At 37.0% G+C, this 13,688-nt stretch carries 12 protein-coding genes and 1 other RNA gene; 4 read left to right on the forward strand and 9 right to left on the reverse strand.

The annotated features are described in order from the left end of the window. The first annotated feature begins 175 nt into the window (after positions 1–175). The gene (gene gdhA / locus AC1M9J_RS04720; RefSeq protein ID WP_481593067.1) at positions 176–1,519 is read left to right on the forward strand and encodes an NADP-specific glutamate dehydrogenase; all 1,344 of its coding nucleotides are present in this window, start codon (positions 176–178) and stop codon (positions 1,517–1,519) included. 50 nt (positions 1,520–1,569) lie between these two features. On the opposite strand, the gene AC1M9J_RS04725 is transcribed toward gdhA, so the two are convergent. The 5 genes from AC1M9J_RS04725 to AC1M9J_RS04745 form a co-directional block, all read right to left on the reverse strand. Continuing rightward, positions 1,570–2,346 (reverse strand): META and DUF4377 domain-containing protein, encoded by a 777-nt coding sequence (locus AC1M9J_RS04725; RefSeq protein ID WP_035268475.1) that lies wholly within the window; start codon positions 2,344–2,346, stop codon positions 1,570–1,572. Between the two features lie 153 nt (positions 2,347–2,499). Next, positions 2,500–3,276: a DODA-type extradiol aromatic ring-opening family dioxygenase gene (locus AC1M9J_RS04730; protein WP_481593066.1), complete on the reverse strand. Its 777-nt coding sequence runs from the start codon at positions 3,274–3,276 to the stop codon at positions 2,500–2,502. 100 nt (positions 3,277–3,376) lie between these two features. Next, the gene (rlmH, locus tag AC1M9J_RS04735; RefSeq protein ID WP_035268469.1) at positions 3,377–3,859 is read right to left on the reverse strand and encodes a 23S rRNA (pseudouridine(1915)-N(3))-methyltransferase RlmH; all 483 of its coding nucleotides are present in this window, start codon (positions 3,857–3,859) and stop codon (positions 3,377–3,379) included. Between the two features lie 155 nt (positions 3,860–4,014). Beyond that, complete coding sequence (lon, locus tag AC1M9J_RS04740; RefSeq protein ID WP_035269773.1) at positions 4,015–6,441, reverse strand: endopeptidase La; 2,427 nt, start codon at positions 6,439–6,441, stop codon at positions 4,015–4,017. Positions 6,442–6,557: 116 nt separating this feature from the next. Then, positions 6,558–7,172 (reverse strand): 5-formyltetrahydrofolate cyclo-ligase, encoded by a 615-nt coding sequence (locus tag AC1M9J_RS04745; protein ID WP_481593065.1) that lies wholly within the window; start codon positions 7,170–7,172, stop codon positions 6,558–6,560. Between the two features lie 224 nt (positions 7,173–7,396). Between AC1M9J_RS04745 and AC1M9J_RS04750 the strand changes: the two genes are divergently transcribed. After that, positions 7,397–8,653, forward strand: coding sequence for a putative solute-binding protein (locus tag AC1M9J_RS04750; protein WP_481951972.1), 1,257 nt, complete (start codon positions 7,397–7,399; stop codon positions 8,651–8,653). A 253-nt stretch (positions 8,654–8,906) separates the two neighbouring features. Here AC1M9J_RS04750 and AC1M9J_RS04755 read toward each other — a convergent pair whose 3' ends face one another. From AC1M9J_RS04755 to AC1M9J_RS04770, 4 genes are all read right to left on the reverse strand, one after another. Next, on the reverse strand, positions 8,907–9,881 hold the full coding sequence (locus AC1M9J_RS04755) for a hypothetical protein (protein WP_481595860.1): 975 nt from the start codon (positions 9,879–9,881) through the stop codon (positions 8,907–8,909). A 426-nt stretch (positions 9,882–10,307) separates the two neighbouring features. After that, positions 10,308–10,491: non-coding RNA, 6S RNA (ssrS, locus tag AC1M9J_RS04760), on the reverse strand. Between the two features lie 101 nt (positions 10,492–10,592). Continuing rightward, positions 10,593–10,877 carry a cell division protein ZapA gene (locus AC1M9J_RS04765; protein ID WP_180027932.1) on the reverse strand — a complete coding sequence of 95 codons (285 nt, stop codon included), beginning with the start codon at positions 10,875–10,877 and terminating at the stop codon, positions 10,593–10,595. 2 nt (positions 10,878–10,879) lie between these two features. Continuing rightward, a complete protein-coding gene (locus AC1M9J_RS04770; RefSeq protein WP_035269763.1) occupies positions 10,880–11,431 on the reverse strand; it encodes a hypothetical protein in 552 nt (183 codons plus the stop codon). A 65-nt stretch (positions 11,432–11,496) separates the two neighbouring features. Here AC1M9J_RS04770 and AC1M9J_RS04775 point away from each other — a divergent pair, with 65 nt between their 5' ends. Together AC1M9J_RS04775 and pepP are read left to right on the forward strand one after the other, a co-directional pair. Then, positions 11,497–12,117: a UPF0149 family protein gene (locus AC1M9J_RS04775; RefSeq protein WP_092766815.1), complete on the forward strand. Its 621-nt coding sequence runs from the start codon at positions 11,497–11,499 to the stop codon at positions 12,115–12,117. Between the two features lie 82 nt (positions 12,118–12,199). Beyond that, positions 12,200–13,519 (forward strand): Xaa-Pro aminopeptidase, encoded by a 1,320-nt coding sequence (pepP, locus tag AC1M9J_RS04780; protein ID WP_481951973.1) that lies wholly within the window; start codon positions 12,200–12,202, stop codon positions 13,517–13,519. Positions 13,520–13,688: the final 169 nt, after the last annotated feature.

A 13,688-nucleotide genomic window follows, 5' to 3' on the forward strand; every position in this document is an offset into this window, starting at 1 on the left:
TAATTTAAAATTATTAAATACTATAATTAAGTAATTGAAATTAAAAAAATATTAAAAAAAATTATGAAAACTATTGTACAGTGCCTGTAAAAGATATTTAATACTTTGCGCCAAAACTTATCAATATATTGAAATTTTGACCAATTTTGATCCATTTTCTGCTGAGGATTAAGCGTTGAAATACAACAGCCTTAACGACTTCCTAGACTACGTTAAAACACGTGATGCACATCAACCAGAATTTCTTCAAGCTGTTGAAGAGGTGATGACAAGCTTATGGCCTTTTATTGAAAAGAACCCTAAGTATGCAGCTCATGGTTTATTAGAACGTTTAGTTGAACCTGAACGTGCGATTCAATTCCGCGTTTCTTGGGTTGATGATCAAGGTCAAACACACGTTAACCGTGCGTTCCGTGTTCAGTACAACTCAGCAATTGGTCCATTCAAAGGTGGTATGCGTTTCCACCCTTCAGTGAACCTTTCAATCCTAAAATTCTTAGGTTTTGAACAGACTTTCAAAAATGCGTTAACTACACTACCAATGGGTGGTGGTAAAGGTGGTTCTGATTTTGACCCTAAAGGTAAATCAGAAGGCGAAATCATGCGTTTCTGCCAAGCACTCATGATCGAGTTATACCGTCACTTAGGTTCTGACACAGATATTCCTGCGGGTGATATTGGTGTTGGTGGCCGCGAAGTTGGTTACATGGCGGGTATGATGAAGAAGCTCAGCAATGACACTTCATGCGTATTTACAGGTAAGGGTTTAACTTTTGGTGGTTCACTAGCGCGCCCTGAAGCAACTGGTTACGGTACAGTGTATTTCGCTGAGGAAATGCTTAAGACTCGTAACGACAGTTTCAAAGACAAGGTAGTTACAATTTCTGGTTCGGGTAACGTTGCACAGTTTGCTGCTGACAAAGCAATGTATTTGGGCGCAAAAGTTGTTTCACTTTCAGATTCAGCTGGTACTGTATACATTAAAGATGGTTTAACTCCAGAGCTTTTAGCTGAAGTAATGGAGCTTAAAAACGTTCAACGTGGTCGTATCTCAGAGTTTGCAGCGAAACATGGCTTTGAATATCTTGAAGGGCAACGTCCTTGGGGTATTAAGTGTGATATCGCACTTCCATGTGCAACACAAAATGAATTAGATGCTGATGATGCGGATAAATTGCTTGAAAATGGTGTGATTTGCGTAGCTGAAGGTGCAAATATGCCTTCTACACTTGCAGCAGTTGAAAAATTCGTTGAAGCAAAAATTCTTTATGCTCCAGGTAAGGCATCCAATGCAGGTGGTGTTGCAACTTCTGGTCTTGAAATGTCTCAAAATGCGCTTCGTTTAGGTTGGTCTTTCGAAGAAGTAGATGAGCGTTTACATGCAATCATGAAAGAAATTCACCGTAACTGCGTAAAATTTGGTACTCAAGAAGATGGTACTGTGAATTACGTAGATGGTGCGAACATTGCTGGTTTCGTAAAAGTTGCTGATGCGATGTTAGCTCAGGGTGTATTCTAAGAATATATTCAAGAATAAAAAACCGAGGCTTAGCCTCGGTTTTTTATTATTTATAGAGAACCTTTTACAGCTTCTCGCTCTACAGCCATATCAAAAATATAAGCATACTTAGACTGATCTGCAGCAGGATTTTTGATTTCATAGCGTTTTACACGAATGATTTGACGTTCATTCGGACTATGAGAAAAACCTTCAATTTGATCGTAGAATAAAGTCCAGTCTTTATCGACTTGCGTTTTAATACCACTATCGTTGTATTTTATTTCTCTGACTTGTAGACAAGTTTGGGGAGCTACACCTGTACATTGTTTAGTTTCTGGCGAAATTTCAAGAAATATGGTTTCACCTTGAGTTTTGTATTTGGTTTCAGGTGTCATTTTACCCGTGAAGATAATCTTTTCACCATTCGGCTGTACCAAAGTCAACGTTGGATTATCACGATCATTTAAATTAAGCACGAAAGGAACAGCAGCTTGGGAAAATAGATTTCCAGCAAAGCGTTCTTGTTCGGCAGCCAAACCATTACATCCCTTCATGGTAGATGCAAGTTGAGCAGCTACGATAGTATTGTTTTTTAGCTCAAACCCGCCAAATAAAGTATTGCAGCTCGTATGAATTGAAAGTTTTTTATCAGTGGTGAAGTTTAAAGTGATTGGTTGAGGCGCATTTTGTGGATTGGCTTGCCATTGGTATGCAGAGAGAGTTTGATCAGCATTTTGTTGTTGAAGCACAGACACAGCTAAATCCCCAGCTTTTTGTAGATCGGAAGTCTGACACGCAGCAAGTGTGATAGGCAAAATAGCCAAGGCAATTAATTTTAATTTCATAACAAGTTTTCTAAATTGTATTGATCCGAGGAAGGATAACGCAGGAGATCTAAAAAATTATGGATACATTCTGCACTTTTCAGTATCAAAATGTATCCATTGATCGATGATTATTTCGTGATGGTCATTTAAAAAATGATATTTTATTTTCTCTCAATCAAAGCGATAAATATCCATTCCTAAAGCACCCATGGTAAAACTACTATGTACAATGCTAAAACGATCACCAGTGCCCATAGAGAAAAATAAAGGTGCAAAGTGTTCTATCGTAGGGTGGTTACGATGAACAAAAGGAATCGTATTCCACGCTAAAATAGCAGGATAATCCGAATGAGTGAGCTGCTGCACCACGTAGTTTCTAAAAGTTGATGCCCATTCTGGAACTTCACTCGTTTCACCATGCCAAGCAAGCTCTCTTAAATTATGAGTAATGCTTCCCGAGCCAATTAATAATATTTGCTGATCTCTTAATGGAGCGAGAGCTTGACCAATTTTAAATATCGCTTCAGCAGACATCGTCATGGGTAAAGAGATTTCGACTACGGGGATATCAGCTTCTGGATACATATGTAATAAAGGCATCCATACGCCATGATCACGAGGTCGTGTACTATTGGCATGTGCAGTAATTTGTGCCTCAGCGAATAAATTTAAAACTTGTTCAGCAACATCTGGAGCACCAGGGGCAGGATAGCGAATTTCATACAGTTCATCTGGGAAACCTCGAAAATCGTGCCATGTTTCAGGTCTAGCCCCCGTACTTACTTCGAGTGCATTGCTTTCCCAATGTGCAGACATGACGATTATCGCTCTAGGTTTGGGCAAATTGAGACTCAAGCGATGTAAAGCTGGACCAACCTGTTCAGGATTCAAAGCCAGCATTGGAGAGCCATGTGAGATGAATAAGCCAGGTAGCGTTTGAATAGTCATGAGGTTGGTTCCATTCTTAGGTGTATGAGGTGATCATCGCAAATTTTAGAAGTCAGAGTAACCATTTAAATTTGAACATCATGTTGCAAATTCGGAACGATTATCCAGCACGATGGTACGGATGGTTATGATTAATGCTCATGGCACGGTAAAGTTGTTCAATCAACAGAATGCGAACCATAGGGTGGGGTAGCGTTAATTTAGATAAAGACCAGTGCCAAGCAGCAGCTTTACGAACTGCATCAGAATGTCCATCAGGTCCACCAATCGCGAGTACAACATCATTCCCTTCAAGCATCCAACCTTTCATGGTTTCAGCTAATTTTTCTGTACTAAACTCTTTTCCTCCCACTTCAAGTGCAATTAAAAGTTCATTTCCTTTCAGTGCATTTAAAATGCTATCGCCTTCGATATTACGGTATTTTAAAATATCAGCTTCAGAGTCATTCTTTCCGCGTTTCGCCATAGGAAGCTCAACAATTTGAGTTTGTACAAAAGGTTGAATTCTTTTGAAATAATCTTCAAAACCAGTAAGAACCCATGCTGGCATTTTTTGACCAATGGTCAAGATACGAATTTTCATGAAAATGTGTCACTAGAAGTTTCACGATATTATACATTTCAAAGTGATGAATTTATAAATTCAAAAGTTAAAACATAATGGGTTGTTAATTTTGCATCCATTGACATCTTATAAAAAAGAGAGCCTAAGCTCTCTTTCTTCACTTAAAAGACCGATTAGTGTCGTGCAGATTTTGATTCGTCAACTGCTTTCACAATGGGTGTTTTTACTAATGGTTTAGGCATAGAGGTTAATGCTAGTGGTAAAATTTCATCAATTGATTTTACAACTTTGATATCTAAACCTTCTTTCACATTATCAGGAATTTCGACTAAATCACGTGCATTTTCCTGTGGAATAAAGACCATTTTTACACCGCCACGATGTGCAGCCAGTAATTTTTCCTTTAAACCACCAATACGCATTGCACGGCCACTCAAGCTAGTTTCACCAGTCATTGCAATATCAGGTCGAATCGCAATGCCAGTAAACGCTGAAACTAATGCTGTCGTCAAAGCAAGACCAGCTGAAGGACCATCTTTAGGCGTAGCGCCTTCAGGTAAGTGCACGTGAATATCGGTTTCTTCAAAGCGAGTAGAATCGATACCCAAAGCATCAGCTCGTGTACGCACTACGGTCATCGCTGCAGTAATAGACTCCTTCATAACATCACCTAAAGAACCAGTGGTTACAAATTTGCCTTTACCTTTCATTGCTGCAACTTCAATTGTCAGTAGTTCACCACCAACTGAAGTCCAAGCTAGACCATTAACACGACCGACTTGAGCTTCTTCTTCCGCCATACCAAAATCGAATTTATGCGGCCCTAAGTAGTCAGGTAGATTTGCCGAATTAACTTCAATTTGAAGATTTTTCGCTTTTTTACTAACCGCTTCTTTAACCACTTTACGTGCGATTTTAGAGACTTCACGCTCTAAACTTCGAACACCAGCTTCACGTGTATAGCGTTGTACGATATCTCGAATTGCTTCTTCGTGTACACTTAATTCCTTAGCACGTAAGCCATTATTCTTGATTGCTTTAGGTACTAAGTAACGCTCAGCAATATTGATTTTCTCTTCCTCTGTATAACCAGGAAGGCGAATGACCTCCATACGATCTAACAAAGCTTCAGGTATATTCATACTGTTTGCAGTACAAATAAACATGACTTCAGATAAATCAAGATCAAGATCGAGATAGTGATCGTTGAATTTGTGATTCTGTGAAGGATCAAGCACTTCTAACAAGGCAGATGCAGGATCACCACGATGATCTTGAGCCATTTTGTCAATTTCATCGAGTAGGAATAAAGGGTTTTTTACACCGACTTTAGAAAGTGATTGCACAATCTTACCTGGCATCGCACCAATATAAGTTCTGCGATGTCCACGAATCTCAGCCTCATCACGAACACCACCAAGTGCCATTCGAACGAATTCGCGACCTGTTGCTTTAGCTACAGACTCACCTAATGAGGTTTTACCTACACCAGGAGGACCTACGAGACACAATACTGGTCCACGTAGTTTTTTTACACGTGATTGAACAGCGAGATATTCAACGATACGCTCTTTAACTTCATCCAAACCATAATGATCAGCATCAAGAATATCTTGAGCTTTAGCAAGATTAATACTTACTTTGCTCGCCTTATTCCATGGTGTATCTAAAATAGTTTCGATGTAATTTCGAACGACCGCAGCTTCACTCGATGCAGGCTGCATTGCTTTGAGCTTACGGAATTCACCTTCTGCTTTTTTACGAACATGCTCAGGAAGATCAGCTTCAGCTAAACGTTTTTCAATCTCTGCGATATCATCTTCAGCACCGCCATTCATGTCAGAAAGTTCACGCTGAATAACTTTCATTTTTTCATTTAGAAAATATTCGCGCTGATTCTTTTCCATTTGACGTTTTACATTGTCATGTAAATTTTGCTCAATCTGTTGTTCTTCAGACTGTTGAAGCAAATAAGTCATTAACTCTTGTAAATGAGCTTCAAATTCATCGTGTTCGAGGAATTTTTGTTTCACTTCGATATTTAACGGCACGCGTGTTGCGACGAAGAACATGAGTTGCAATAAATCATCGATTTTATTTGCAGCATTAATTAACTCACGCGCATTACGTAGTTTTGCTTCAGCGTATTGGCTGAAAAGACCACGTAATTCTTCGAGGCGAGTTTGTTGAGTTGCCGATTCCATACGGATCGTCATTGGGCTAAGGCTGTGCTCAGCTTCTAAATAATCGTTTTGATCGTAAATATTAATCAATTTAGAGCGATAAATACCCTCGATTAAAACCTTAATGCAGTTTTCATCGTTCTCATGATTTACGACTTGCACAATCTTCGCGACAGTACCGTATTGATATAAATTGTCGTGATCAATTTCTTCTGTAAGAGAATCTTGTTGAGCTACTACAAAAACTAAATTGTCACTGTTACGAGCTACATCAACTGCTTTAATCGATTTTTCACGGCCGACAAAAAGCGCAATTTGCATGTGTGGATAAACCACAACATCACGCAAAGCTAATAGCGGTAACACGCTAGGGGTCTGAAGTTCTAAGTTTTCTTCATTCATAATAATATCAGTCATGAGCACTCCTAATGAGTGACAACGGTGTTGCCATATTTTTATAGTGATGTGTAATTTAAAAAATACAAGGGTGAAAATCGATAAAATTCGATTTATTTCTACTAATCTTGATAAATTCAGTTGGATTTAGGGTGAATTAATATTCTTCGTTTGAATTTTAATCGTTTTCTAGGGGTGATTAACTCATCTAATGGCTGATCCCAAGGTTGGCGCTTTAAAGGATCTAAGATTAATTGAAAGTCATGCGCTAAACCGATGCGATAGGGTTGATTGCTCGCATGCTTTAAAGTTCTATCATAAAAGCCACCTCCCATACCCATACGTGTTCCATGATAATCACAGGCTACTAGGGGCATCAACAGTAAATCAATTTGTTTTACATTTTGCCCCAATCTATGCATAGGCTCATACATGCCTAATTTATGTTTAGTAAAACGTTTATTTAGATATTGATGCTTTGAAATTGGAACCCATTTTAAAGTTGAATCAAGTCTGGAGACTTTTGGGAGATAAACGACTTTATGCTTCGAAAAGCAATGCATGATTAGGATATGTGTTTGAACTTCACCGAATGCATCTAAATAAATCCCAATTTTTTGTGCAGATTTAAATTTAGAGTGAGATTGGATTTTTGACAAAACCTGAAAAGCAGAACGTCGTTGCGTAAAAATTGAGAGTTGTCTTCTACGAGAGCGTAGAGTTTTTCTTAAAAGTTGTGTTTGCAACTGCATTTCAAACTATACCAATCTAAGTGCATGTGTAAGGTAAGTAGTTTATCGATTTTTACTCAGATTTAATCAACCTGATTTGAATATTTTCGATAGTATATTTTTCATTTACTCTAGGTGTAACAAATAAAAGATTAGGGTCAATTTAATTTTAAATTGAAGCCGATAAGCTGAACTCTATCGGATCAATTAAGGTCTGATCATAAAAAATAGAAAAGGGAACGATAATGAAAAATAAAAAATACGGTATTCTATTTAAAAAGAGCAAGCATGCTTATCGTATGGTTATGCTCACGACAGTAATTAGTCTTTCTGGTCTAATCACAAATCATGTAAATGCTCAAACTAGATCTAAGTTGGATTTATCACTGTCCAGCCATTCTGTGAATAAAATAAAAAAACTACTGAATGATCCAAAAGTTTGGCAACAGATTCCGAAACAAGTCACCTTATGTGTGTATTCACCGAGCGGTGCTCATGGTGAAGCATTTGAGCAAGCGACGAGCTATATGAGTGAATTACCACGAATTGCTAAAGTTGCTCAAGATTTCGGCGTGCAAATGACTGTCAATCGTACGGCTAAGCTACAAATGCAGATAGATTTGAATTATCCAAAATTAAAGCAAAAAACATCCACTGAAGTTAATTTAAAAGTCTATACAGATGAACGGGTTTTAACTGAAGACTTTAGAAGTAAACGTTGTGATGGTGCTGGAATAAGTAATTTACGTGCCAAGCAATTCAACTCTTTTGTTGGAAGTATTGATGCAATAGGTGCAGTTCAAAACTATAAACAACTGACTAAAGTGATTCAGCTGTTAGCAAGACCTGAATTTGACTCGAAAATGGTCAATAAGGATTATGAGGTTGTTGGTATTGTGCCTTTAGGTGCTGCTTATATAATGGTAAATGATCGTAAAATTGATACTTTATCTAAAGCGGCTGGGAAAAAAGTCGCTGTAATGAGTTTTGACGCAACCCAAAAAAAATTAGTCCAAAATGTTGGTGCTCAACCAGTTACAGTGGATTTAACTTCGGTAGGCGGGAAATTCAACAATAAGGAAGTTGATATTATCGCAGCGCCTGCAATCTTATTTGAACCTTTAGAACTCTATCGTGGAATGACAAGCAAGGGCGAGGTACGAGGCGCAATTATTCGTTTTCCACTCGTTCAAGTAACGGGTACATTGATTATGCATCGAAATAAATTTCCTGCTGGAATGGGGCCCATAGCAAGGGAGATTATTTCCAAGCAATTAACACCAGCTTATAAATTTATTGATCAAACTGAATCTAAAATTGATTCTCAATTTTGGATGAATATAAGAGATGCTGAGAAACCTGGATATTTGAAAATTATGCGCGAAGCTAGAATTCAGATGACAAAAGAAGGGCATTATCATCCTGAAATGATGTCTATCCTTAAAAAGATACGATGTAGTGATGATCCTAAGAATTATGAGTGTGCGCTTCAAGATGAGTAACTAATAATCTATAAAATAGATGGTTTTTATAATTTTAATTGGTTTTATTTGTTTTTAGCCATGCTTTAAATTACTCACATCTTGGTTCATGAGTAAACGTGAGATGAAAATTTTTATCGCAGTGGTTACTTATACTTTGTTGATAAGTGCATGCGCATATGATCCAGTGCATTATGAGCAGCTTAGAATGTCAGAGAACGCGCAACACATGAAATTAAATGGTTAAAAAAGCCCCCAGATGGGGGCTTTATGCCTATTTCTTTTTAACGATATCGCTCCAAGACACATTAGCTGGCACGCCTGAATTAAAGCGAACTGATGCGGATGATGAATAATCTTTAGTTTGTTCAACGACAATCTTTTGATTGTACTCATCAATAATTTCTAACTTACCGCCTGCTTTCGGGTAAATTCTCCACGACTCTTTTTCGAAGGGTTGAGTTACACTGAAGTTGAATGCATATGAAAAATTAGCATCTTTAGGTTGGCCAACGATTGTACCTTTACTTGACACACTTTGTAATTGATCATCAAAGAAACGGTATTCATAATCTTGTAGCCCCATATATTCCAATGTAGTGCTAGGGTTGTTTTTATCTAAAATCTGGAATTTTAAAGGATCTTTTACAGAATAAATTGCGCCATTAGAACCAACTGTATCTTTTACAATTTTACCAGTGACTAAATATAGTTTAGATGTATCAGTCCACGGTGTATAAAGCGCATTATTAAACTCTACTGTGGTTGAGCTTAATGTTTCAGTAAGCGAAATAGATCCTCCTTTAAATGTTACGACTTCCTTGCCGAAACTAGTAGCACAAGAATCATTACCACTTTTTAGCTTGATTATTTGAGTAGTTCCACTTTTAGTTAGCTCAGTACAAATTAAATTTCTAAAAATTGTAAATGCACTTGTTCCTTGATCTGTTAATTCAATTACTCTACCTGTACGAGTAATGGGTCCATCACCCAATGTTTCGCCAATCATGTGCCCTAATGCTTGATTAAATCGATCATCCATGACATTTAAAGATTCTGAAAAACCAAGCGTTTCTTTAAGTTTTGTTAAAAAATCTTTATCTTTAAAAGGTATAAATGTAGAGCTCACATCGCCTGGTTTAATATAATTATCATTTGGCGTGTCAAGCTTCGAGTCACTTCCACCACCACATGCACTTAGTAATGCAGCAATACTCGCAACCCCAGCCAATTTTGCTAATTTAGACATATTCTCTTCCTTTAAATATAAATCTATTCTCATTGTTTATAATGTTTGACTAATAATATGAAGTCTTTAAACAATAAGAAGACATTAAAATGAAATACTTTTTGTGTAATTTCTATTATGGGGAATAATAATTTAAATTTTAGAAAAGTTACTAGGTCATTATTAACCAAATTTACAAATAATATGTCAATTTTTTTATATTGTTAAATATATATAAAGCAATAGGTTTAAATAATTAAATAATATTGAGGATTAAATATATTTATTTTAGAAAAGTGTGTAATAATTTGTTTATGGTGATGATAATGTGATAAAAATCAAAAAATATTAATATTGATTATTAATTTGGGATAAAGCACAAGGATGTTTATTCAAAAATAAGAAAAAAGAGAAAATAAAATAAGAAGAAAAAAGAGAAAATAAAATAAAGACTCCGGAGATGCCGCTGCATGTGTCGTTACCCTGAACCCGACGAGTTCAAGGTGGACGCGACGTATACTTGCTGGGTTTCCCACTCGAGGTGGGCATACGCTCTAAATATACAGAACACAATCCATAAGTTTAAGTATCGGCAGGGGAATAGACCCGCTGGCGAACATCCCAGAGTTAAATTAAGTATAACGAAATGAGTGAGATTGGCAAACCTTGGTGTACCCATTATTTGCGTGATAATTCACTCAGTAAAACTGACTGTGCAAACTTAGATCAAATTTATACAGTTTTTTCAACGTCTTCCAAGATTGTTGCAAGTAAGCGTTCACAATGAGAATATTCTTGTAAGGATTTGTTCATTGTTAAAACTTCTTGCATAAGCTCTAAAGCCACCATGATAACGAGCTTATTGTGTTCTACGTTAGGTGCTTTTCTACGAAATTCTTGAAATTTCTCATTCAGCAAATCACCAGCACGTTGTAAATCATCTTTCCGATCTTGAGTGGTTGAAAGTCTAAATGTTTGTTCAATTAGTCTTAACTCGACTGTAACGACTTCAGACATAATTATGCTTCCTCATTTTGTTCAGCCGGATTTTCTAATTGTTGGATTTCTTGGGCATGATGATCTTGATCAGTACCTAAAATGGCCAATCGTTGAATGATTTGCTCAACCTTAGTTTTAGCGAGTTCATTTTTTTTGATTAAACGTTGATTTTCAGCCTTCAATTCATCAATTTCTTTTTGAGCTTGACGTTGTTCAGCCAACATTTTTTCTTTGATGACTCTCAACTCATTCCTTTCAGCCAAGATTTCCTGAAATCTATTTTTTAAATCAGTACAACTCTTTTCTAAACGACTATAACGTTCTGCTAAAGCAGTAGCATCTTGATTTAAAGTTTTATAAATACCATCCAATTGATTGTATTTGTCATTTAGACTTTCAATCTGTTCTTGCTTTTGAGTGATGACGCTATTTTTTTGAGCAGTTTGAGTTTGATGAGTTTCCTGAAGTTCTTTCTGCTTAGCTTCAAGAGAACTATTCATTTGTTCGGTTTCGGACAAACGATGTTTAAGCGTGCCTAAATGCGTTTGTAAACGCTGTAATTGTTCTAACATAACGAGGTCGCGTAGTTTCGCAATCAAAGGTAATATATACAGAAGTATAGAGATTGGAAAAGCGAATGCAAGACGATATTTCAGGTTGGACAGATTGGAACCAACAATTCGGTTCAATTGAGGAAATTACTAGTCCTAGTGAGTTACATGGTCTACTTACAGGTATTGTTTGTGTAACTGAACCGCCATCTCATGAGGAGTGGATACAAATTTTGTCTACATTGAATGTGCCTCAATTAGAACCTACGGCGCTTAATTTACTGGCTGAGGAATCTGAAGATGTTTCGCATGCTTTATCAGAAGATGAATTAGATTATTTACCCATTTTGCCTGATGATGAACATGTATTGTCTGAGCGTGTTCAAGCTTTAGCAGATTGGTGTGCAGGAGTGGTATTGGGGTTTGGATTAGCGTCTGGGCATATTCGTGCTGATGAAGCTGAGTTGATTGAACACTTGCAAGATATTGCAGCAGTCGAGTTTGAAGATTCTGATAATGATGAAGAAGGTGAAATTAGCTATCAAGAACTTTATGAATTTGTTCGATTAATTCCAGTGAGTTTATCTGTTGGACGAACCAAGATTGCTGTTGAAGAAAGCTCATTACTGAAACATGTAAAACCAACAATTTCGAAAAAAAATGAGCAAAGTGTCGTTGAGATGTTTACACCTCATCGACCAAGTTGATTACATTCAATCAAGAGTACTACTTAACATATAAGTAGTACTGTATTTTCTTAAATTAAATAGCCTAAGCTGCAGAAAAGATATGAAACTTACTCAATCAGATTTTCAAAAACGACGTGATCAATTAGCCGCTGAAATAGGCCTAAGAAGCATTGCAATTATTGCAACACGTGAAGAAATGTTTAGAAATCGTGATGCTGATTATAAATATCGCGCTGATAGCAGCTTTTTTTATCTAACAGGATTTGCAGAGCCTGAAGCAGTTGCTGTAATTGAAACATTTGATACTGAAGAAGAAGGTTATACCTACAGTTTATTTTGTCGTGAACGCAATCGACAGATGGAAATCTGGACAGGTTACCGTGCAGGGATTGATGGTGCAGTCGATGATTATGATGCGGATGAAGCTTATGCGATTGATCTACTAGACGAAGAAATGATCGCAAAGCTTCAAGGAAAAGAAAGATTATTTTATAGAATTGGTCAACAAGCCAGTTTTGATGCAAAAATTACAAAATGGATTGCAGAAGCAAGTGGTGAAAGCCGACGTGGTACCGCTGCACCGACACAATTGATTCAGTTAGATACAATTTTAGATGAGATGCGTCTACACAAAGAGCCAAAAGAAATAGAGTTAATGCAAATCGCATCTGATATTTCTGCTCAAGCACATATGCAAGCGATGAAATCTGTACGACCAGGAATGATGGAATATGCTTTAGAAGCGGAGCTGAATTATATTTTTGGTAAAAATGGTTGTGTACCATCGTATAACAGTATTGTGGGTGGTGGTGAAAATGCTTGTATATTGCACTATGTTGAAAATAACAAACAACTTAATGACGGCGATTTAGTTTTAATAGATGCAGCTTGTGAATATGAATTTTACGCGTCAGATATCACTCGGACATTTCCAGTAAATGGTAAATTTAATCCTGAACAAAAGGCGCTTTATAATATAGTGCTTGATGCTCAAATCGCTGCAATAGATGCGGTTAGAATTGGTAACTCTTACAAAGAGCCACACTACGTTGCTGTTCGTATTTTAGTGCAAGGCTTGCTTAATCTTGGAATCATGCAGGGTGATCTCGATGAAATCATTGAGACAGAAGCCTATCGTCAATTTTATATGCATGGAACTGGTCACTGGTTAGGCATGGATGTTCATGACGTAGGGGCATATAAAGTCGATGGAGAATGGCGAACATATCAAGAAGGTATGGTGGTGACCATTGAACCAGGTTTATATATTGCCCCTGATGATGAAACTGTCGATCCAAAATGGAGAGGGATTGGTATTCGCATTGAAGATGATATTGTGGTCACTCAAGATGGACCGAGAAACCTGACTGCTAAAGTAGTAAAAACCATTGAAGATATCGAAGCCTTGATGGCGAGTTAACCATTTTCACAAATCTAAAAAGTCGATGGAAACATCGGCTTTTTTTTAATGTCATATTCAATATTGAAAAATGAATTATGGCTTCATCTTCAATAACGCTAATTCATTATAAAAAGTAAAAACTTTATTGTAAGATGAATTTGATTAAGAATTTATGTGTATGCAGCTA

Source organism: Acinetobacter sp. ANC_7588 (assembly GCF_056783995.1).

Coding starts and splice junctions, on each gene's coding strand:
- AC1M9J_RS04725 (WP_035268475.1), bottom strand. CDS start 2,346: ATGAAATTAAAATTAATTGCCTTGGCTATTTTGCCTATCACACTTGCT.
- AC1M9J_RS04730 (WP_481593066.1), bottom strand. CDS start 3,276: ATGACTATTCAAACGCTACCTGGCTTATTCATCTCACATGGCTCTCCA.
- rlmH (WP_035268469.1), bottom strand. CDS start 3,859: ATGAAAATTCGTATCTTGACCATTGGTCAAAAAATGCCAGCATGGGTT.
- lon (WP_035269773.1), bottom strand. CDS start 6,441: ATGACTGATATTATTATGAATGAAGAAAACTTAGAACTTCAGACCCCT.
- AC1M9J_RS04745 (WP_481593065.1), bottom strand. CDS start 7,172: ATGCAGTTGCAAACACAACTTTTAAGAAAAACTCTACGCTCTCGTAGA.
- AC1M9J_RS04750 (WP_481951972.1), top strand. CDS start 7,397: ATGAAAAATAAAAAATACGGTATTCTATTTAAAAAGAGCAAGCATGCT.
- AC1M9J_RS04755 (WP_481595860.1), bottom strand. CDS start 9,881: ATGTCTAAATTAGCAAAATTGGCTGGGGTTGCGAGTATTGCTGCATTA.
- AC1M9J_RS04765 (WP_180027932.1), bottom strand. CDS start 10,877: ATGTCTGAAGTCGTTACAGTCGAGTTAAGACTAATTGAACAAACATTT.
- AC1M9J_RS04770 (WP_035269763.1), bottom strand. CDS start 11,431: ATGTTAGAACAATTACAGCGTTTACAAACGCATTTAGGCACGCTTAAA.
- AC1M9J_RS04775 (WP_092766815.1), top strand. CDS start 11,497: ATGCAAGACGATATTTCAGGTTGGACAGATTGGAACCAACAATTCGGT.
- pepP (WP_481951973.1), top strand. CDS start 12,200: ATGAAACTTACTCAATCAGATTTTCAAAAACGACGTGATCAATTAGCC.